The sequence below is a fragment of the Treponema saccharophilum DSM 2985 genome (genome assembly GCF_000255555.1).
Classification (GTDB): domain Bacteria; phylum Spirochaetota; class Spirochaetia; order Treponematales; family Treponemataceae; genus Treponema_D; species Treponema_D saccharophilum.
This window is the reverse complement of sequence record NZ_AGRW01000054.1, coordinates 156,617-176,440: the sequence shown is the minus strand read 5'-3', so window position 1 is coordinate 176,440 and position 19,824 is coordinate 156,617. Positions and strand designations below refer to the sequence as shown.

Here is a 19,824-nt window from a genome sequence, read left to right as displayed (position 1 = left end):
GGGCGATGCTGTTATTTTTTCCTGCCGAACAAGCCGCCGAAGCCGCCGAATGCCTTTTTGAAAGCATCTTTTGCCTCGTTCACTACGTTCTGCACATTCTCGTTCTGCGCAAGGCTGCCCGCAGCGTTCTTAGCCCCGCCAGCCGCACCGCCGAGCTTCCCGAGCAGTGCGCCCGCGCCCACGCCGGAGCCGCCCAGCTTGACCGTGCCTTTGCCGAACTCGTCTTCAAGGTAGGTGCGGAGCGCGGAGGCGGCTTCGCTTGAAAAGCCTTCGCCCTCCACGTTCACCGTTTTGAGCGCCGTGCAGCCTTCAAGCCACCGCTCCTCAAATTCTTTGACCGTTGCGGGAATGGTGAGCGTTTCGAGCGCGGTGCAGTTCTTGAACGTGCTCTTTTCGATTTTCGTAACGCCGCTGGGGATAACGACGGAGCGGAGCGACTTGCAGTCGTTGAATGCAGAGCCTTTGATTTCGCTAACGCCCGCAGGAATTGAAATTGACTGCAACTTGGCACAGCCATCAAAAGCGTTAAAATCTATCTTTGTTGCGCTCTCTGGGAGCGTAATCGACTGAAGTGCGGTGCATGACTGGAAGATACCACGGTTCAATGCCTTAAAAGTACTGGGAAACGTAACGGAAGTAAGCGCCGTGCACCCTTTGAACAGTCGCCCACCTCCCGTCCTTCTGCCTTCGGCAAGCGTTGCGGATTTGAGCGAGGTACACTCAGCAAAAACACCGTAATAGGTATCCTTTTTTTCATTTTTCCATTCTCTCAGTTTTACATTTGCGGGAATCGTTACTTCGGTAATGCCCGTTTCCCCGAATGCATAGCCCCCAACCTCTTCTACATGCAGAAGCAGGTCGTCCACCGAGGTGAGCGCGGTGCAGCCTCCGAACGCCCCTTCGCCGATTTTCTTGACGCTTTCGGGCAGCGTTACCGATGACAGTGCAGTACACATGACGAATGCGTGGTCTGGAATTTCCGTAATGCCGTCGGGAATGGTGATTGATTCAAGCGCTTCGCAACCCTCAAACATTCCATAACCAAGAGCCGTCAATCCGTCAGCAAGCGTAACTGATTTGAGTGCAGTACATTCGTCGAATGCGTATGCGCCGATTTCCGTAACACTTGCGGGAATCGTGATTGATTTGAGTGAGGTGCAGCTTTGAAACATCTGCTGGCCGATTACCGAGCAGCCGTCCTCAATTGTCACTTCTTCAAGACCAGAGGGGGTTTCTTCGTTACCCGTGAATGCCCATCTGCCGATTTTCTTTACATTCTTGGGGATTGTTACAGATGTAAGCGCGGAACAAAAACAAAATGCCGCTTCCCCGATTTCCTCAAGGCTTTCGGGCAGCGTTACCGATTTAAGCGATTTGCACTCTTTGCACGCATTGTCCGCAATCTCCAGCACCCCTTCGGGCACGACAAGGCGGCGGGTCATTTTGTCCACCTCTATCAGCGTGGTCTTGTCCTGACTGTAGTATGCGCCGTCGATGTTCACGCACCGCGCAAGCAGCCTATCGTGCTCTTCTTCCTTGCGTCTGCGCTCGGCTTCTTCTGCCGCCCGTCGTTCAGCAGCTTCCGCCCGCTCTTCGGCAGCTTCCGCTGCGCGGGCGGCAGCTTTTTCGGCTCTTTCTCTTTCCCATTTCGTGTCTCGCCACTCTTCATAACACTCTCTGGAACAAAAAACCCCATCAGTATGCTTTCTCCCAATCTCTCTCCAGCCTTCATATCCGTCTTTGCAAAAGCCGTTTATTCCTTCAAAATAGGCGCCACATATCAGACATTTCCTATATCCCATAGTAAAAACTCCTTCGGGCGTTCTGCCCGTGCTTTGATTGTTTCCCGCCTGAGTATGCCGCGTATGCGAGCATACTCAGGCGGGTGTGTTGACCTTATTCCAAGCCTTTCTTAAACCACATCGAAAAGTCAATCGCGAAGAACACCTCGTCGTCCGTCTTATCGGAAACGTCGGCGTGGTTCTGGGCGTAGTAGACATTCACCGTGTTCTGCCAGTTCTCTTCGTCAATCTTGCAGTCCGCAGGGATATGCTCTGCGTCCTTTTCTTTTTGCATTGCCTCTCGGTTTCTTGAATCGAAGATGAGCTTGTAGGCTTGCGGGTTTATGAGAAAGCAAATTTTGCTTTCGTAACTGTAGGCATGGATATGCACGCCGTCGCTCCGAGCAGAAACAAAGGTGCTTCTGCTCCAGTCGTATGTTCCGCCCACGATGTCGTCGCGCTTTTCCCACAGGTACTGCATAAAAGCATCCCTGTTTGCAAGCGGCACGGTGCGGCTCACGCTCCAGTCGTTTCCTACAAGCTCAACAATTTCCATAAATTCAGCAGGGAATTGTTCCTCATTCTTGTGTGCAGCAATGGTTTTTCTGAGCCATTTGCTGTAGACAATTTTCTTGGCTACATTCAGTTCTTCAAAAACAGATGTATATTCCATGATTCCTCCTTCTGCGCCCGGCGGTTTCGGCATCGCCCAACCACCGCCGCTTTTGTTTATATGTTCCTTGCCTTCTGGCAAAAATCACCATTTCCTTAGCAGTAAAAATTCGTGTTCTTCAGACCTGAATTTCAGGCAAACGAGGCTGTAGGTGCCATAAATCGAAAACTTTTCACCATCCCAATCAAGGCGCATGACGATTTCTTTCGCAGTGCTGTCTATCATGTAGGTAAATTTTCCGCTGCTTCCGTTGTCCCATGCCACAGTGCCGTTTTTTGCATCAGTGAATGTAAAAGTACACTTGCCTTCGACGTCTCCGTCAAAGGACTTTCCCGCAAGCTCGCCTGCCTCGGCAAAGACCTGTGCCGTAAGAATGAAGAAAACAGAAAGCATTATTGCAAATTTCTTTTTCATAAAGATAAATCTCCTTGCCGCATATCGCCCTGCGGTGTGGCGTTGTTTTTGTTCCCTTACTTCTTCCCGCGCTTTGCAACCGCGTCGTTTATGCGGGCGATTTCCGTTTCCACCGACTTGGCAAAGTCCGCGCAGTTTTCGTTCCCCGCTATCTGCATGGCGTTCAGGTAGGGAACAAGCTTGTCGTTTATGAGCGCGAGGAGCGGCTTTTTGTAGCTGGAAGCCGCAGCCGCCTTGTTGTTCAGAGCCTTGACGTAAGCGTCGTTTTCGAGGGCAAAATTGGTCTGCGCGTCGCGCACGGCACTAATCGCCTCCGCAACTCCGTCAAGCGCGGCTCGGTTCTCCGCAAGCGATTCCGCGCCCAGCTCCTCCAGAAGGCTTTCCACCAGCGACGACTCGCTTGTGTACGAGGCGTTCAGGATTCCCGCCTTGCTGTACTTGTCCCACACTGCTTTGAGCGGCGCGGCTGCTGCCTTTTTTGCCTCCACGGGAAGCGCCGCGTAGCCAGAAAGCACCGTGCCGAGCGTGCGGAGCGCCTCGTCGCGCACGCCGTCCGCCGCCTCCAGATTGCTCGCCGTCTTGTCCTGCAAGATTGCCGTGGTAATCGCCCCGGAGAGCTTTTCGATTTCTTCCATCACTTTCGCGATGAACTGGTCAAGCGCCGCCTTTGCGTCCGCCTTGAACGCCCGCACGATTGAGTCGGTAAGTCCGTCCAGCTCCGTGTTTTTCAGACTGTAGGTAAGCCTGTTCATGTTTTTGTATTCCTCCTTGTTTTGTGCAATACCCGCCAGCGTCGTGGGAGCGCTGCGTATTTTGTGCAACCGTCGCCCGCTGTAGGTGAGCGCTGCACATTTTGTGCAAAGCCCGCCCGTGCCAACGGCGGCCTTGCATATGTTGTGCAGCCCCCGCCCGAAACGGGCAAGCCTTGCTTGTTTTGTGCAAACCAGCCCCCGCCGCAGGGAAGCCCTGCACATTTTGTGCAAGCACTGCCCGCACTGTGGCACGCCTGCACATTTTGTGCAGACACGCCGGTATTGTACGACATAAAGGCTGTGAAAAATCACATAAAAAACAATGAAATTTTCACAGGAAATGTGTGAAAATTTCACAGGTTTGAGGAGAAAGCGGTGTGAAAAGAAATCTTACATTTTTTTCGGGGCTGAAACTGGGCAAAAATTACATTTTTTCGGGGCTGAACTATCTGCCCCCTAGCTTCCGAAGCGCAGCATCAGCTCCTCGTGGTTCTTGCAGCCGGTCTTTGCGTAGATGCGGCTCAGGTAGTTTTCGAGCGAGCGCGGCACGATGTTCAGCGCCTTGGCTATCTTTTCGTTCGGCTCGCGCTCCAAAATCCGCTTAAAGATGTTCTGCTCCTGCTTGGTAAGCCCGTCGAACACCGTTCGGTAGGTAAGCAGCTGCGGAACAAGGCTCTGCTGCACGTAGCGCTCGCCTGCTAGAATGCGCTCGATTGCGGTTAGCAGCTCCGACTCGCTTGCGGATTTGGACACAAAGCCGTCCGCGCCATTTTCGAGCGCGAGCGTTACAATGCCGGGCTTTGCGTACATCGAGTACAGCAGAATCTTTGCGACGGGGGACTGTTCGCGTACTGTGCGGATAATGTCGATGCCGCTTTCTTCGCCCAAGAACAAGTCCAAAAGCACAAGGTCGGGAAACGGCTGCTGCTCGGAACGCTGGGCGAGTTTTGTAAGCGCTTCTTCCCGCGTGCACGCAGAGCCAGCGCACGAAAAGCCCGCTTGCGCCGAAAGCAGCTCCCGTATGCCTAAGTTTGTAAGCGTGTGGTCTTCAACCACGAAAAACGTGACCATGTTTTACCCCCCACTCTTATATAGTGGTTTGCACCAAATTTGGCATGAAAACGCTCACGAGCGTTCCTTCGCCGCGGGAAGACCGCACGGTAAGGAGCGCCCCAATCAGCTGTGCGCGGTTCTGCATCCCTTTCAGCCCGTAATGCTTGGTAAAGCCCGTCCGTGCGCGGGCGGTGTCGAACCCTACGCCGTCGTCGCTTATGAACAGGTAGAGTCCTTTTTCCTCGGCGGCGGTTTCGTTCCGCACGAGCACGGCAATCTCGGCGCTCTTTGAATGCTTTATGCTGTTGGTGCAGGCTTCCTGCGCGATTCGGTACAGGTGCAGCGCTTCGTCCGCCGTCAGAAAGGAAGCGTCCGTGCCGTCAATTATCGAAAGCCGCACGGAAACGCCGTTTTTTCCGTTACATTCGGCGCACAAGTCCTTGATGTTTTCGATGATGTCGTCCTTGGTGATGTCGGGCGGGGCAAGGTTGTAGCTTAACGAGCGCACCTCCAAAAGCGAGCCTTTGAGGAGCTGCGCAATCTCGGCAAGGTGATGCTGCGCGTCCTTGCGCTCGGAAAGCGAAAGGGCGTAGCGCACGTCCTGCGCAATCGTGTCGTGCAGCTCGCGCGAAATGCGGCTTCGCTCCTCTTCCTGCCCGCGAATCGTGTAGAAAAGGTACTCGTCCGACTCTTTAAGCTTTTTCAGCGTCGCAACAAATTTGATGATAGCTATCGCCAAAAGCACCCCGACGACAGGAAAGAGCACGTCAATGACAAGGAAAAACTGTATGTAGCTGTGCACCATCGCCTGCAGCGCGGCGATTTCGCTTGCGGGGTCTTGCATGGCGGCTACCTATTCTGCGAAATGCGCGAGGCAAGACGGTACACGCCGTAGCCTGCAAAGGTGGTGAGCAGGCGGTCGGTGAACGAAACGGGAATCTGCGCGAGGATGCACGCGGCAAGGAGATGGAATCGCTCGCGCACAAAGCTGTCGGTAAAGTGCTTGATAGGGTTCATCATGTCGGGCACGTTGTAATATTTTAGGTGAAAGAAGTCGATGACGCCGCTTACAATGATGGTGCAGGCAGAGGAAAGCATGGCAATCAGCACAAGGTAGAGCACTGTGACGAGCGGGCCGAGCGCAAAGTCGTCCTTGCGGCGGGCGATGAGCCAGGTGGAAAGCACGATGAGCACGCCGCAGATTGTGTAGAGCATGAAAATCGGGTCGAACGCGCCCTGCTCCAAAAACCAGAGCAGCGAGTTCACAAGGTTGTAGCTTACGGAAACGGCGAGCGCGGGGAAAAGCCCGCAGTAAAAAACGACCGCCACGGTAAAAATAGTGTCGAAAAAGAGCGGAATGTGCAGAGTGTGGTAAAAGACGTGCGCCGAAAGCATATTCAGCGCGACGGCGGCGGCGCAGATAAGCGCGGTGCGGGGGGGTTTGTTCATGCGGTAAGTATAGCAGATTGGCGCGGGCGCGAGTAGCGCAGGCACGGCGGCGGCACGGCGATGTGCCGCAAGGCGCGAGTCCCGCAGTATGCGAAACGGCGGCAGCGCGGAAAACACGCTTCCGCCGTGATGTCAATCACGCATTTGTGAATGTTCGGGTCGAACTGGGCGTTTATGTCCTCAAATACTCCGTTTACGCGCGGTGTCATCTGCTCCACCTCGTTCGAGTAGTTGTAGCCTGCGAGTGCGTAAGCCATCACTTTTTTGTTGCGGAGAGAGAGGATATTGAGAATCGTCTCCTTTTTGATTTCAGACTCCTCAGCCACGATTTCATCGGCGATGTCCTCGTCCTTCTTTGTTCCCGCGGGGACTACATCGGCGAGCTGGTCGCGGTCGTTGTCAGGGGTGAATGCGTTGGGGCGAAGCGTTATGCTCCAATTGAATTTTTTAGCCATAAAAAGCCCCCGCCACTCCACAATGGCAGAGGATTTTTATGAAACGCTCAAGGACAGAGCGTCAATCAGGCTTACGCTCTCTTCAAGTGGATTGCGAATCCGCCGACCTCTTTGTCGAGGTAGACGGCCTTGATCGGAGAGGCGTTCTCTTTGCCCATCCACTTCTCTGTTCCCTATTCCTCGCCGCGAGCCACCTTTATGGCGTGGGCGATGAACTGGTGCGTCGTCCAGTCATTGTCGAAGGGCTTGCCCTGCTCGCTGAAATAGTCGCGCAGCAAGTCCTTCTGGTTGCCGACCGCAAGAATCGGGTTCGAGTCCTTGCTGAACTCACCCTGCGCATAAAGCTCGAACGGATTTCCGGTGGATACATGATTTCTATCGACATTTTAAGAGAGTGTCGCACGGATTTGAGATTCCTAACGGAATCTCTTTTGAATGAAAACGAGGGATGATGAATTCGATTTCCATATGACAAAATCTAAATCAACCGTTTTTTCAGACAGAGCCTTTTCTCAATGCAAAAAACAACAACGGCAACCACCCCAATAAAGAGGAAGCCGCCGCGTTTGCCGAAATCGACGTGGGGCTTTTGCAATAAACGAGCTTATCGTTGAGCGAAATCGCCGCCTTATAACACAACGCGCCTTGCCACAAAAAAAAGCGGGTTGCCGTTTCAACAACCCGCTTGGCGTTACAGCCTGCCCTTATTTCCGCTTCCAGTCGTCGTGGGTGTCGGTGCTGACAGAGGTGTCAAACCTGCCGTTCCTCAGCTTTTCGGCGTAGTAGCGTTTGAACGTTACATCGTCGCTGTCGTCGCTGTAGACGAACTTGTGCCATACGCCCTTGTCGCGGTGGTTGTAGAGCACGATGTTGTCCTCGTCGCTTGCGATGTACGAGCCTGTGCCCGTGTCGCCGTCCGAGAACTTGACCGTTGCCGTGCCGTCCGCGCCGAACGTTATATCCGCCGTGAACTTGTCGCTCCACTTGCCGCTGAACGTCTTTCCGATGACCTCCGTTGCCTGCGCCGCGTTGAACTGCGCCCCCTCTTTGGGGCGCACAAAGCCCACCGAGCCGTCATCGTTGAAACCGTAGTATGCGCTGCCGTCGGGGAAGTAGGCGTAGCGGTACTTTTTGCCGTCGCGGGTTTCGGAATCGACCGTGTGGGCGGCGGTGTCTACCGTGTACAGCGCGTTGCCGTAGGCAAAACCATCTTTGGCGAACGGCACTTGGGTCTTGACGCTTATTTCGCCGCTTGACGAGTTCACGCTGTTGTATGTGAACGTCTGCCCCACGATAGCGTCTGCCTCGCTCGTGTACCAGCTGTCAAAGTTCTTCTGCGCCTTTTTTGCAAAGCGCGCCTCGCCGCCCATCGCATACTTGATGAGGAACACAAGCGCAAGACAGGCGAGAATGATGATTGCCCGCTTCTTTGCCTTGCGTGAGAAGAACTTTTCCTGCAATTTTTCGGAAGTGCTTTTCGGTCCCTCATACTTCTTGTTTTTCTTAGAGCGACCGCCTGACAAAGGGAGTTCTTTGAGCATATGGCAGCTCTGAAAAGAACCTGTGCCATCGTAGTAACCGCTAGAATAATCATCATTGAGTTTGGTGCTGCTCGGTACGGTAACTGAAGTCAACTTGTCGCAGTATTTGAACGCGCATATCCCTATTTCCTTGACGCCTTCCTCTATAACCAGCGTTTTAAGTTCATCGCAGGAATAGAACGCTTCCTTGCCGATTGTTTTTACGCTGCCCGGTATGGTAAGCGACCGCAAGTTCTTGCAGAAAGAGAACGCACGTTCGCCGATTGTGTTTATGCTCCCCGTGATTGAAAGCGTCTTAAGCTGCTCGCAGTAAGTGAACGCTTCCTCGCCGATTGTGTTTATGCTCCCCGTGATTGAAAGCGTTTTAAGTTCATCGTAGAAAGAGAACGCACGTTCGCCGATTGTGTTTATGTTGCCCGCTATGGTAAGGGATTCCAACGCCTTGCAGTTCGAAAACGCTTCCTCGCCGATTGTGTTTATGTTGCCCGCTATGGTAAGGGATTCCAACGCCTTGCAGTTCGAAAACGCATTTTCGCCGATTATTTCGACCGCGTTCCCCAAATCAATCTTCGCTATGTTATAGCAGTCTCTAAATGCTCTTTCGCCGATTTTCTTGACGCTGCCCGAAATGGAAACGGATTTCAGATTCTTACAGTCGTAGAACATCTCCCCGACGAGTTCCGTAACGCTGCCCGAAATGGAAACGGATTCCAACGCTTCACAGTGGGCGAAACAGCCGTCGCAAATACCTCTACTAGAACCGAACAGTCCGACTTTTCCTGTGATGGAAACGGATTTCAGATTCTTACATCCGGCGAACGCAGACCTGCTGATTTTCTCGATTTCCCCTGCTATGACGAGGCTTGAAAATCCGCATTTTTCGAACGCCTCATAGTCTATTTCTGAAACTTTTCCCCCAAGCGTGAGCGTACCGCCGTTGAAGCTTTCCTTAAAAGCCTTATTGCCGATTGTCTGCAAACTATCGGGCAGGGAAAGCTGGCCGCCATCCAAAGCCGTGCAGCCGCAAAACGCCTCTTCGCCGATTGTCTTAACCCCTTCGGGCAGCGTGACAGAGGTCAACGCCGTGCAGTTTTTGAATAAATATGAAGGGATGTGCTCAACGCCTTCTTTTACCACAAGCGTTTTCAGGTTCTTGCATTTGCCAAACGCATTTATGGCTATCTTTTCTATGCTGGCAGGAAGCGTAAGTTCGGTAAGCCCCGAATTGAAGAACGCGCCGTCGCCGAGAACATCAATCTTGCACAGCATATCGTCCACATTTTTGAGCTTGGCGCAGCCTCTGAACGCATCTTCGGGGAGTTCCCTGACCTTTATGCCGTCGGGAAAGTTGATTTCCTCAATGCCGCTGTCCATAAAGGCTTCCTTGCCGATTTTGCGCAGGCTCTTGGGGAAGTTGATGTCGTACAACGCGGCACAGCCCTCGAACGAGCCGTCGCCGATTGTCTCCAGCCCTTCGGGAAGCGTGACGGATTTGAGGTCGTTGTGGTTCAGGCACGCGCCGTCGCTGATGTCCTTGACATAATCAGGCACGACAAGGCGGGTCACGGCTTTTGACACTTCCACAATCGCGGTCTTGTCGGGGCTGTAGTACACGCCGTCTTCAAGAATGCACTTGGCAAGCTTTGCCTCGTGCGCCCGCCGCCTCGCCTCGCGAGCAGCCATTTGCTTTTCATGCTCAAGCTTGTCCTGCTGCGCAAGACGCGCCTGCCGCGCCGCCTCATACTGCGTGTCCGCCACGCGTTGAGCCGCTTCCGCAGCTTCCTTCTGTGCTTCCGACTCCCTCATCGCGGCTTCTTGCCTGGCTTGCACCTCTGCTATCGCGTTTTCGTGCCGGACTTCTTCCTGTTCCTCGGCATAGGCGCGTTCATTATACGCCTGGTTTGAACACGACTCGCTGCAGTATTTGCCGTAATTGTCGTACCAATACTGCTCGTCGTCAGACACATACTTGCCGCATTTCGCACATCTAAATCCCATATAAGTCTCCTTACGCGGTTTTCCCGCGCTATTTTACACTCTCTGCTCTACCTTAAAGATGTAGAGGAATTCGTTTTCGCCGCATTCATGGCTGAACAGGCGGGTGACGGAAATATCTTGCTCGAACGCAAATCTGCCGTCATCGGTCGCGCCATTGTAAAAGGTGCCGCAGCCGTCCTTGTCTTTGAGTTCCCGCACGGCTTTTGCGCTGATGACAGCCGTCGTTTCGCACTCCAAGGGCAGCGTTGCCACCGATTTTCCCCACTGGGTGTTTCCGCCTGAAAAGTAGTTTTTCATACGAGCTTCCGTCACATACACGAAAAGCCGCTCCTTGGCGGGGGAAGAAAGGCTCGCGAGGCGGTTCAAGTCCTTGTAGATTTTGCCCGCGTTGCGTGTTTTCGCTTCGCTGTCCGTGTTTTCGCCGAGTCTGTCATACTTGAACTCTATGGCGACCGGCTTTCTGCCGTCCTCCGGCTGTATCAGCGCGTCAAGCTCCAGATTTTTCCGGCTTTCCTCCTTGCCGAAAAAATGCCCCTCAAGCCAGAAATCGCTCGCCTTTAGGCCGCCTTTCTGCACCGCCGCGTCAAAAAAGAAGTAGCGGATGGTGTCCTCCGCCACGCGGAAGTCGCCGCCGCGCTTTTTCTGCTCGGCAAACCTTTTAGTAAGCGCGTCTGCGAATGTTTCGTACACTCCCGTAAAATCAATGCTCTCCATACAAAAAACTCCTTTGCGCGTTTTACGCCCGCGCATGGCGATATGTGTTGCCCTTAAATCAGCCGAACAGCCCGAACTTTACCATTCCGTCAGAACACTCCACGCCCTTTGCGGGAACGCCCTCGTGCCAGTCATCGCCTTTCTCCACGGCTTTCCATTCCTTTTTTGTGCCGCCGAATGTTATTGATGAAAGCGACTCGCAGTCCTTGAAAGCATCAATGCCGATTTCCTCAACGTCCGCAGGGATTACCACCGACGCAAGCGCCGTGCAGCCCCTGAACGCCCACAAGCCGATTTCCGTAACGCTTTCGGGAATAACCACGGAGGCAAGAGCCTTGCAGTCTCGGAACGTCCCTTCGTCAATTTCCGTAACACTTGCGGGAATAACCACAGAGGTAATTTTTTTGCACTCCCGGAACGCCCCCACACCGATAAACGTCACCCCCTCTGGTATAACCACCGACGCAAGTGCCGTGCAGCCCTCGAACGCATCCGCGCTGATTTCCGTAACGCTTGCGGGAATGACCACGGAGGCAAGTGCCTTGCACTCACTGAATGCATCCTGGTCGATGACCGTCACTCCCTCTGGAATAACTACAGAGGTAATTTTTTCGCAATTCTGGAACGCCCCCACATCGATATACGTCACCCCCTCGGGAATGATGACCACGCCTTCTGCCTCTCTATCGCATTTTTGAAGAACTCTTTGAACAGGAAGGACTTCTTCGTCGAGATGCTCAGAATACTCGTCCGTGTCCTCAATCGTGAGCCACTTGCTGCTGCCGTTGTCCTTTGGGGAACTTTCTTTTTGCGCTTCCGCTTTGGGTGCGCTCTCCGCTTTGGGGTCGGGAGTTGCCGCCGCACCCACTTTCGTGCCGCATTCAGGGCAGAACTTTGCGCCCGCCGCGAGTTTTGTGCCGCACTGTGCGCAGAACACCTCGCGCACAACCTTCGTTCCGCACTCCGCGCAGAACTTCGCGCTGTCAGCCAAGTCAGCGCCGCAATTTGTACATTTCATTGTAATCTCCTTTTGCCGTTCTCCTCGTCCATAAAAATGCTGTTTGTAATCGTATTAGCCATTGTGCTTACTCCTTTGCGCCTTCTGTCGCGCCGCCCTACAGCTGCACCTCGCCGTCCGCGCACTTCACCGCCGTCGCGGGACCGAAAGCGTGCCAGTCATCGCCTTTCTTCACGGCTTTCCATTCCTTTTTTGTGCCGCCGAATCTTATTGATGAAAGCGACTCGCATTCACAGAACGCCCTCTCGCCGATTTTCGCAACGCTGTCGGGAATTTCCATCGACGCAAGCGACGTGCACCCACCGAACGCCAATTTGCCGATTTCCGTAACGCTGTCGGGAATTTCCACCGACGCAAGTGCCTCGCAGCCGCTGAACGCCCCCTCGCCGATTTCCGTAACGCTTTCGGGAATAACCACGGAGGCAAGCGACGAGCAGCTATAGAACGCATAACCGCCGATTGCCGTAACGCCCTCTAGAATAACCACGGACGCAAGTGCAAAGCAGGCTTGGAACGCCCACTCGCCGATTTCCGTAACGCTTTCGGGAATTTCCACCGACGCAAGTGCCGTGCAGTCACTGAACGCATACGCGCCGATTTTCGTAACACCGTCGGGGATTTCCACGGAGGTAAGCGACTCGCAGTTAGCGAACGCCAATTTGCCGATTTCCGTAACGCTTGCGGGAATAACCACAGAGGTAATTTTTTTGCACTCCCGGAACGCCCCATCATAGATAAACGTCACCCCCTCGGGAATGATGACCACGCCTTCTGCCTCTCTATCGCATTTTTGAAGAACTCTCTGAACAGGAAGGACATACTTGCTCGTGTCCCTAATCGTGAGCCACTTGCTGCTGCCGTTGTCCTTTGGGGAACTTTCTTTTTGCACTTTGGGTGCGCTCTCCGCCGCCGCTTCTGCTTTGGGTGCGCTTTCCGCTTTGGGTTCGGAATTTGCCACCGCACCCACTTTCGTGCCGCATTCAGGGCAGAACTTTGCGCCCGCCGCGAGTTTTGTGCCGCACTGTGCGCAGAACACCTCGCGCACAACCTTTGTGCCACATTCGGCACAGAATTTCGCGTCGTCAGCAATCGACGCACCGCAATTTGTACATTTCATAAAACAATCTCCTTCTAGCCTAAAAGCCCGCACGGCTGTTGTATCTCTACGCGGATAAGCAGTCTATCTCTATGCGGATAGAGTCCTTATCCCTACCGAGATAGAGTGTCTATCCGTATGCAGATAGGGGTCGTATCCGCATACGGATTTGCTCCCAATCTCTACGCGACAGTCACCGACTTCTCGAAACTGCCTTTTTTCACGGTCTTTGTCGGATTGCCGTTCGTGTTAGACCTTGTGCGAACCTCAAGCGTGTAGCTTCCTGCCGCGGTGTCTTTTGGCAGAACGAAGAGAACCTTTGACGGCTTGTTTTCCACCACCTGCGTGCAGCGGATTTCGCCAGCCTCTCCGATGAAGAACACGCCCTGCTCGCTGTCCGCATTGTCGAACTTGAGCTTCGCGCCCGTAATCTCGATGACGCTCCCCGCCTTGAGGTTTCCGCTCTTGTCCTCCGCGTCCGCCAGAGTGTCGCGAACGCCCGTAATCCACGGAGCAGAAGCCGTTCCCTGCACCTTGGTCAGCTTCACTTTGCCCGCAGCTTCCTTCAAGACAGAGCCAGCAGTTGCATTGACCTTGAGCGTGTGGCGACGCAAATCGAAAACATCATCGCCGTTGTCGAACTTGCCCTGAATCGCAAGCGACGTGTTGAAAAGAGGCGTGTTTATCGCGTTGCCTTCCTCGGTGATAATCGCGCACTCCTCCTCGTAGGCGTTGATTGCCGCGAGCAGGTCGGTCTTCGTCATAGTGTTGCCACGCTTCAGAATGCGGTCGATAATCTCTTCTTTCGTGACGCTCTTCACGTCCTCAAGAGTCGCCAGCTTGTCGTTCGGGTCTTCCGTCAGCGGATTGTCCCTAAGCGAATACTTAGCCATATTGTTTTCTCCTCCAAAATTGATATAAAAAAGCCTATATCGTTACGACTAAAGTCATACCAATATAGGCTTTTATTTGAGAATTGATAAACTGAGTTGATATTTTTTACAAAGGAAACTATGCCTTCTTTGTTCTTTGTTCTTTGTTCTTTGTTCTTTGTTCTTTGTTCTTTGTTCTTTGTTCTTTGTTCTTTGTTCTTTGTTCTTTGTTCTTTGTTCTTTGTTCTTTGTTCTTTGTTCTTTGTTCTTTGTTCTTTGTTGAGATTGTGGATGCGGCGTTCTGCGTGTCAAGTACTTTTTTCATGCCGGAATTGTAGTGCGCCGAAGGCAAAGCGTCAAACAGAATCTCAGAAACACGTGCCGGCGAACGCCCGATACAACGCACAAAGCCTAGGACGCGCAAAGGCTCACGGGGCGCGCCACAAACAAGCCGAACTCGGAACGAGAAAATCCCCGCCAACACGCGCACCCCCACCGCCACGGTAGGCACGCGCCCCGCGCGTGCCGGCGAACGCCCGATACAACGCATAAAAGCCTAGGACGAGCAAAAGTCCACGGGGCGCGCGTGCCGGCGAACGCCCGATACAACGCATAAAGCAAAAGACGCGCAAAGGTCCACGGGGCGCGATTTTTTCCCGTCCTCCGTGGACTTTCCGATTGATTCCATTCTATAATTCCGCATCCTATTCTATATCAGAGGTTAAAAATGGCTCTCACACTTGCCGAGAAAATCATTCAGGAGCACATCGTTCCCGAAGCTTGTCCAAACATCGATTTCAGGAAGGGGAACCCCATCCCGCGCGGGGAGGACATCGCGCTGAAAATCGACCAGACGCTCACCCAGGACGCGACGGGTACGATGGCGTACCTCCAGTTCGAGACAATCGGGATTCCGCGCGTGAAGACGGAGCTTTCCGTCTCGTACATCGACCACAACACGCTCCAGACTGACTTCAAGAACATGGACGACCACCGCTACCTCCAGTCGGTCGCGGCGAAGTACGGGCTTTACTTCTCCCGCCCGGGCAACGGAATCTGCCACCAGGTCCATCTCGAATGCTTCGGCAAGCCGGGAAAGACGCTCCTCGGCTCTGACAGCCATACGCCCACGGGAGGCGGAATCGGAATGATAGCAATCGGCGCGGGCGGACTTGACGTCGCCGTGGCGATGGGCGGCGGAGCGTTCCACACGCCGATGCCGAAAATCTTCGGCGTGAAGCTGACAGGAAAGCTCAGGAAAGGCGTCGGCGCGAAGGACATCATCCTCGAAGTCCTAAGGCGCGAGACCGTCAAGGGCGGAACGGGCGCAATCTACGAGTATTTCGGCGACGGGGCCGCATCCCTCACAGTGCCGCAGCGCGCGACGATAACGAACATGGGCGCGGAGCTCGGGGCAACGTGCTCCATCTTCCCGTCCGACGAGAAGACGAAGAAATTCCTCGAGTCGATGGGACGCGGAGGCGACTGGACGCGGCAGGAGGCTGACGAGGGCGCTCAGTACGACAAGCTCATCGAAATCGACCTCGGCTCGCTCCACGCGCTTGCCGCCTGCCCGCACAACCCGGACGTCATCGACAGCGTGAAGAACCTCGCGGGAAAGAAGGTCACGCAGGTCGTCATCGGAAGCTGCACGAACTCGTCGCTCGACGACCTCGAAAGCGTCGCGGCAATCGTGAAGGGAAAGCACATCGCGCCGGGAGTCGAGGCGGGAATCGCGCCGGGAAGCCGCACGACGCTCCTGATGGCGAGCAAGGCGGGAATCCTCGGCGACCTCATCGAGGCGGGATTCCGCATACTCGAATCCGCCTGCGGCCCGTGCATCGGGCAGGGATTCGCGCCGAACTCGGAGGGCGTCACGCTCCGCACGTTCAACAGGAACTTCAAGGGCAGGAGCGGCACCGCGGACGCGAACGTCTACCTCGTCTCGCCGGAGACTGCCGCGGCAGCAGCGGTCACGGGCGTGTTCACCGAGGCGGAGACGATGGAATACGACGACCCCGCGTACGCAACGGGATTCCGAGTGTCCATGCTCGACGGCGAGGACGCGCGGCTGTCAAGCGCCGACGTGCTCAAGGCGGCGCAGGACCGCGGAATGGTAATCGCGCCGCTCGACGCCGACAAGGCGAAGGACGTGGAGATTCTCCGCGGGCCGAACATCAAGCCGTGCCCGCCGTGCCGCGAGTACAAGCCGAGCCTCTCACTCCCCGTGCGCCTCAAGGCGGCGGACAACGTCTCAACCGACGACATCATGCCGGCGGGCGCCAAGGTGCTCCCGCTCCGCTCGAACATCCCGGAAATCTCCAAGTTCACGCTCACGCGCCTCGACGAGACGTTCTACAAGAGGAGCGAGGAGGCTTCGTTCGCGGACTGCTGCGTGGTCGGCGGAGAGAACTACGGGCAGGGCTCAAGCCGCGAGCACGCCGCGCTCGGGCCGATGTACCTCGGAGTGCGCGCCGTCATCACGAAGAGCTTCGCGCGCATCCACAAGGCGAACCTCATCAACTACGGAATCATCCCGATGACGTTCAAGAACCCCGCGGACTACGACAAAATCGCGCAGGGCGACACGCTCGAGCTTGTGGACATAGACTCGTCGCTCAAGAACGGCACGCCGTTCCGCGTCGTCATCAACGGGAAGACGGAAATCGAGTGCGTTAACGACATCGCCGCGCGCTCCGCATCAATCCTCATGGCGGGCGGGCTTGCCGCATACACGAGGAAGGGCGGAAACTGACGGCATAAGCCGGGCAGCAAAACGGCCTCAAACGCGTTCTTGGGAAAATATTCGTTTGTAATGTCGCGTTTTTGATGTATAATTTAAGACGGTTTGAATGTTGGATGGCGAATCCGCGTTCAGACCGTCTTTTTATTTCATCGGAACCCTGTTGGGCGTATGCCAGCGGGAGCGGATTGCGGTGAATCATTCAAAAAAATGGAGAAGACAATAGAAAATGAACGTACACAACATAATGGAAGACATCGTTCTGCAGCATGTGAACACGATTTACGACTTGCTCAAGGAATCGAATTCCGCGTGGCTCTCGTGCGACTGCAAGAACTGCCGTCTTGACACGACAAGTTATGTGCTGAACAGGATTCCTCCAAAATACGTCGTATCGGGCAGGGGGCTGACGCACAGCCTGAACGCGCTCGAGAGCGACATGCAGCTCAAGGCGGACATAGACGCGCTCACGAACGAGGGAATACGGCTCATAAGCGAGACGAAAAGGCCGTTCCACTCGCTCCCGAGAAAGGACTGCGAGATGGAAAAAACCGAGATTCCGGTATTCAACTTCCCGACGTTCACGGGGACGGTCCTCGACGGGACGACGTTCGAGCCGATTGCTGGGGCAAGCGTCCTCCTAAAATGCAACGGAATGGAAGTCCAGATGGTCGACAAGACATGGGCGAACCCCGCGATGACGTACAAATCGACGAAGGGAACATACTCGTTCTGGATTAAGCCGTTCCAGACGAACACTGTCGGCGTGACGCAGAAATTCACCTTCTCGCTCGAAATATCGGCGGACGGATATACGCCGATAATCTACTCGTTCGACCTTTCGCTCACGAGCGAGAACCTCGTCAAGAACGAGCTGGACTCGACGTATTCGGTGAAGATAAAGGACATGGTGCTATTCCACGCCGACATCCAGAACGAAATGGAATGAAGCCTACAGGATTACAACGGCCCGCTTCGATATGAACCCCATATCCTCAAGGCTCCTTATCGTCCTGTAAACCGTAGCGCGTCCTATCCTGCATCCGCGCTCCCTGGCAAGGTAATAAAGCTCCTTGCAGGTGCAGCCAGGATTCATGAGGATGACGGAAATCAGCCTCTTGCGCTGCTCCGTCACACGTCCGCCGTTCACCTTGAACGCGTTCACAATCTCCACGAATTTCTCTTCCATAAAGCAAGCCTCCTTCCATACTTTTTGAATTTCATCCGGTATTTTCCGCCACAAAAGTTAGCATAAACTAACTTTTGTATCAAGAACGGGCGGAAAAAAACACAAGAAAACGCGCGGAAAAAGTTGACAAACGCAAAAAAATGCCTACATTCACAACGCATAACCGGAGGCTTGATATGGAAAAGAATTTCGAAACGGACGGCAAGGAAGGCGGAAAAAAGAGGCTCGGATGGAACGCGATGGATGAACTCTACTGCGCGTGCGAGGTTCTCAAAAATTCCGGGCTGGAGCCCATCAACACGGACGGAAAAAACGTCGAGGACGAGGACGAAGAATGCACGGCCGACATCTCCCCGCTCCGGCTGAGCAGGCTCCGCCGTATGAGGAAGGCCGAGGAGAAGCGCAGGGAGCTTTCCGCGACGTTCCCGGAAACGCTGGAAAGGCTCTCCGCCTATTTCGGGACGACTGAAATGCAGACGACCATCCTCTGCGCGTACATATCAAACTATTTCGAGGACGACTCAAACGGAAGCACGTTCGAGGAGATATCGCAGTTCTTCTCCTGCCAGACGATGAAGCTCCTCACCCACAAGGACGACATCGACGCGCTCATCGAAAAGAAGCTGCTCGTCGAGAACAAATCGATTGTACGGAGGCGGAGGCGGCGCGTTTTCCTCAGGGGCTCGAAGACGTTCACGGTCGCCGACAACGTCATCGACGCAATCCTCGCGAACGAGGAGATACAATTCGACCAGAGAAAAGACGACGAAGCCGAAAGCGAAATCGACTCGGTCGAATTCACGACGCAGGTCGCCGATATAACGGCGAGCAGAATCGACGAGGGGGAGTCGATAATGGTGATGCGCTCGAAGCTCAAGGCGCTCGAGGAGGACTATTCCGACAGCAGCTTCGTCCAGGACGCGCTGACGCTCCTGCCAGACTTCGACGACAGGATGATGCTCTACGTCGTCTGCGGCGACTCGATGGAATCCGACAAGGGGACGAGCCTCAACATCACGGTGCGCGACCTCTACGAGCCGAGCAGGAAATTCAAAATCGCGCGGAAATACCTCGACGAGGACACGCCGCTGTTCAAGAAGGGGCTCATCGAATTCTCGAAGAAGGGAAACATGAGCGACGCGACGATTGTCCCCACCGAAAAGGCGCTCAAGCTGCTCCTCGGGGAGGACGCGGTGCTGTTCGAGAAGAAGATGACGGGAATCGAGCTTGTCGAGCCGAAAAAAATCAAGGCGAAGAAGCTTTTCTACAGCGAGGAGAACGAGAAGGACATATCGCGACTCCGCCGCGCGCTTTCGAAGAAGACGTTCAAGATGATTCAGAAAAGGCTCGCCGAGCAGAACCTTCCGTCGGGCGTCGCCATCCTCCTTTACGGGGCGGCGGGAACGGGAAAGACGGAGAGCGTCAGGCAGATAGCGAAGGCAACGGGACGAGAGATTTACCACGTCGACATCTCGAACACGAAATCGTGCTGGTTCGGGGAAAGCGAGAAAATCGTGAAGAAAATCTTCAAGAACTACCGGTCGATGTGCGAGTCGCACAGGCACAACGGGAAGCCCGCACCGATACTCCTGTTCAACGAGGCGGACGCCGTCTTCTCGGAGCGGAAGAACCCGAAATCGTCAAACGTCGCGCAGACGGAGAACGCAATCCAGAACATCATCCTCGAGGAGCTCGAGACGCTAGACGGAATCCTCGTCGCGACGACGAACATGGCGGACAACCTCGACAGCGCGTTCGAGCGGCGGTTCCTCTTCAAGATAAAATTCGACAGGCCGGACGAGAACGCCAAGAAGAACATCTGGATGAGCAAGCTCGGCTGGCTCGACGAGGAGACGTGCCTCTCGTTCGCGCGGAAATTCGACCTTTCCGGCGGGGAAATCGACAACATATGCAGGAAAATCTCCATGGAGGAGGTGATAACGGGGGAGCGGCCGACAACGGCGCAGATAGAGGAATTCTGCAGGCGCGAAAAGCTCAGCCTGGCGGAAGGCGGGAACAGGATGGGCTTCTCGCTCTGAAAAAAACGCCGGAACCATGCGATTTTGGTTCCGGCGT

The 19,824-nt window shown here is 54.6% G+C and carries 20 protein-coding genes; 4 read left to right on the top strand and 16 right to left on the bottom strand.

Annotated features, from left to right (window positions below):
- Positions 1-11: 11 nt before the first annotated feature.
- From TRESADRAFT_RS13240 to TRESADRAFT_RS13205, 9 genes are all read right to left on the bottom strand, one after another.
- Complete coding sequence (locus TRESADRAFT_RS13240) at positions 12-1,442, bottom strand: leucine-rich repeat domain-containing protein (RefSeq protein WP_217169727.1); 1,431 nt, start codon at positions 1,440-1,442, stop codon at positions 12-14.
- A gap of 56 nt (positions 1,443-1,498) precedes the next feature.
- Positions 1,499-1,669, bottom strand: a complete 171-nt coding sequence (locus tag TRESADRAFT_RS16345; RefSeq protein ID WP_159100068.1) for a hypothetical protein — start codon at positions 1,667-1,669, stop codon at positions 1,499-1,501.
- Between the two features lie 227 nt (positions 1,670-1,896).
- A complete protein-coding gene (locus TRESADRAFT_RS13235; RefSeq protein ID WP_141607418.1) occupies positions 1,897-2,535 on the bottom strand; it encodes a hypothetical protein in 639 nt (212 codons plus the stop codon).
- A gap of 3 nt (positions 2,536-2,538) precedes the next feature.
- Positions 2,539-2,868: a hypothetical protein gene (locus TRESADRAFT_RS13230; protein ID WP_002706335.1), complete on the bottom strand. Its 330-nt coding sequence runs from the start codon at positions 2,866-2,868 to the stop codon at positions 2,539-2,541.
- Positions 2,869-2,924: 56 nt separating this feature from the next.
- Complete coding sequence (locus TRESADRAFT_RS13225) at positions 2,925-3,620, bottom strand: DUF6261 family protein (protein ID WP_040843266.1); 696 nt, start codon at positions 3,618-3,620, stop codon at positions 2,925-2,927.
- 456 nt (positions 3,621-4,076) lie between these two features.
- Positions 4,077-4,691, bottom strand: a complete 615-nt coding sequence (locus TRESADRAFT_RS13220) for a response regulator transcription factor (RefSeq protein ID WP_002706332.1) — start codon at positions 4,689-4,691, stop codon at positions 4,077-4,079.
- Between the two features lie 16 nt (positions 4,692-4,707).
- A complete protein-coding gene (locus TRESADRAFT_RS13215; RefSeq protein ID WP_002706331.1) occupies positions 4,708-5,517 on the bottom strand; it encodes a sensor histidine kinase in 810 nt (269 codons plus the stop codon).
- 5 nt (positions 5,518-5,522) lie between these two features.
- Positions 5,523-6,122, bottom strand: coding sequence for a hypothetical protein (locus TRESADRAFT_RS13210; RefSeq protein WP_002706330.1), 600 nt, complete (start codon positions 6,120-6,122; stop codon positions 5,523-5,525).
- Positions 6,119-6,577, bottom strand: a complete 459-nt coding sequence (locus TRESADRAFT_RS13205) for a DNA-binding domain-containing protein (RefSeq protein ID WP_002706329.1) — start codon at positions 6,575-6,577, stop codon at positions 6,119-6,121. The genes TRESADRAFT_RS13210 and TRESADRAFT_RS13205 overlap by 4 nt, the downstream gene beginning before the upstream one ends.
- A gap of 38 nt (positions 6,578-6,615) precedes the next feature.
- Between TRESADRAFT_RS13205 and TRESADRAFT_RS16340 the strand changes: the two genes are divergently transcribed.
- Positions 6,616-7,029 (top strand): hypothetical protein, encoded by a 414-nt coding sequence (locus tag TRESADRAFT_RS16340; RefSeq protein WP_040843157.1) that lies wholly within the window; start codon positions 6,616-6,618, stop codon positions 7,027-7,029.
- Between the two features lie 252 nt (positions 7,030-7,281).
- Here the strand turns inward: TRESADRAFT_RS16340 and TRESADRAFT_RS13195 are convergent, their stop codons facing one another.
- The 6 genes from TRESADRAFT_RS13195 to TRESADRAFT_RS16335 all read right to left on the bottom strand — a co-directional run bounded on the left by TRESADRAFT_RS13195 (position 7,282) and on the right by TRESADRAFT_RS16335 (position 14,141).
- On the bottom strand, positions 7,282-10,116 hold the full coding sequence (locus TRESADRAFT_RS13195) for a leucine-rich repeat domain-containing protein (protein ID WP_002706328.1): 2,835 nt from the start codon (positions 10,114-10,116) through the stop codon (positions 7,282-7,284).
- 33 nt (positions 10,117-10,149) lie between these two features.
- Complete coding sequence (locus TRESADRAFT_RS13190) at positions 10,150-10,830, bottom strand: hypothetical protein (RefSeq protein WP_002706327.1); 681 nt, start codon at positions 10,828-10,830, stop codon at positions 10,150-10,152.
- 58 nt (positions 10,831-10,888) lie between these two features.
- Positions 10,889-11,848 (bottom strand): leucine-rich repeat protein, encoded by a 960-nt coding sequence (locus TRESADRAFT_RS15420; RefSeq protein WP_002706325.1) that lies wholly within the window; start codon positions 11,846-11,848, stop codon positions 10,889-10,891.
- Between the two features lie 97 nt (positions 11,849-11,945).
- Positions 11,946-12,965, bottom strand: coding sequence for a leucine-rich repeat protein (locus tag TRESADRAFT_RS15415; RefSeq protein ID WP_002706323.1), 1,020 nt, complete (start codon positions 12,963-12,965; stop codon positions 11,946-11,948).
- 161 nt (positions 12,966-13,126) lie between these two features.
- Positions 13,127-13,837: a DNA-binding domain-containing protein gene (locus TRESADRAFT_RS13175; RefSeq protein WP_002706322.1), complete on the bottom strand. Its 711-nt coding sequence runs from the start codon at positions 13,835-13,837 to the stop codon at positions 13,127-13,129.
- Between the two features lie 118 nt (positions 13,838-13,955).
- Positions 13,956-14,141, bottom strand: a complete 186-nt coding sequence (locus TRESADRAFT_RS16335; RefSeq protein ID WP_050985102.1) for a hypothetical protein — start codon at positions 14,139-14,141, stop codon at positions 13,956-13,958.
- A 402-nt stretch (positions 14,142-14,543) separates the two neighbouring features.
- On the opposite strand from TRESADRAFT_RS16335, the gene TRESADRAFT_RS13165 reads away from it, so the two are divergent.
- Both TRESADRAFT_RS13165 and TRESADRAFT_RS13160 read left to right on the top strand, forming a co-directional pair.
- A complete protein-coding gene (locus TRESADRAFT_RS13165; RefSeq protein WP_002706321.1) occupies positions 14,544-16,571 on the top strand; it encodes an aconitate hydratase in 2,028 nt (675 codons plus the stop codon).
- Positions 16,572-16,788: 217 nt separating this feature from the next.
- A complete protein-coding gene (locus tag TRESADRAFT_RS13160; RefSeq protein ID WP_002706320.1) occupies positions 16,789-17,508 on the top strand; it encodes a late competence development ComFB family protein in 720 nt (239 codons plus the stop codon).
- Positions 17,509-17,511: 3 nt separating this feature from the next.
- Here the strand turns inward: TRESADRAFT_RS13160 and TRESADRAFT_RS13155 are convergent, their stop codons facing one another.
- A complete protein-coding gene (locus tag TRESADRAFT_RS13155; protein WP_002706319.1) occupies positions 17,512-17,748 on the bottom strand; it encodes a transcriptional repressor in 237 nt (78 codons plus the stop codon).
- A 176-nt stretch (positions 17,749-17,924) separates the two neighbouring features.
- On the opposite strand from TRESADRAFT_RS13155, the gene TRESADRAFT_RS15410 reads away from it, so the two are divergent.
- Positions 17,925-19,787 carry an ATP-binding protein gene (locus tag TRESADRAFT_RS15410; RefSeq protein ID WP_002706318.1) on the top strand — a complete coding sequence of 621 codons (1,863 nt, stop codon included), beginning with the start codon at positions 17,925-17,927 and terminating at the stop codon, positions 19,785-19,787.
- Positions 19,788-19,824: the final 37 nt, after the last annotated feature.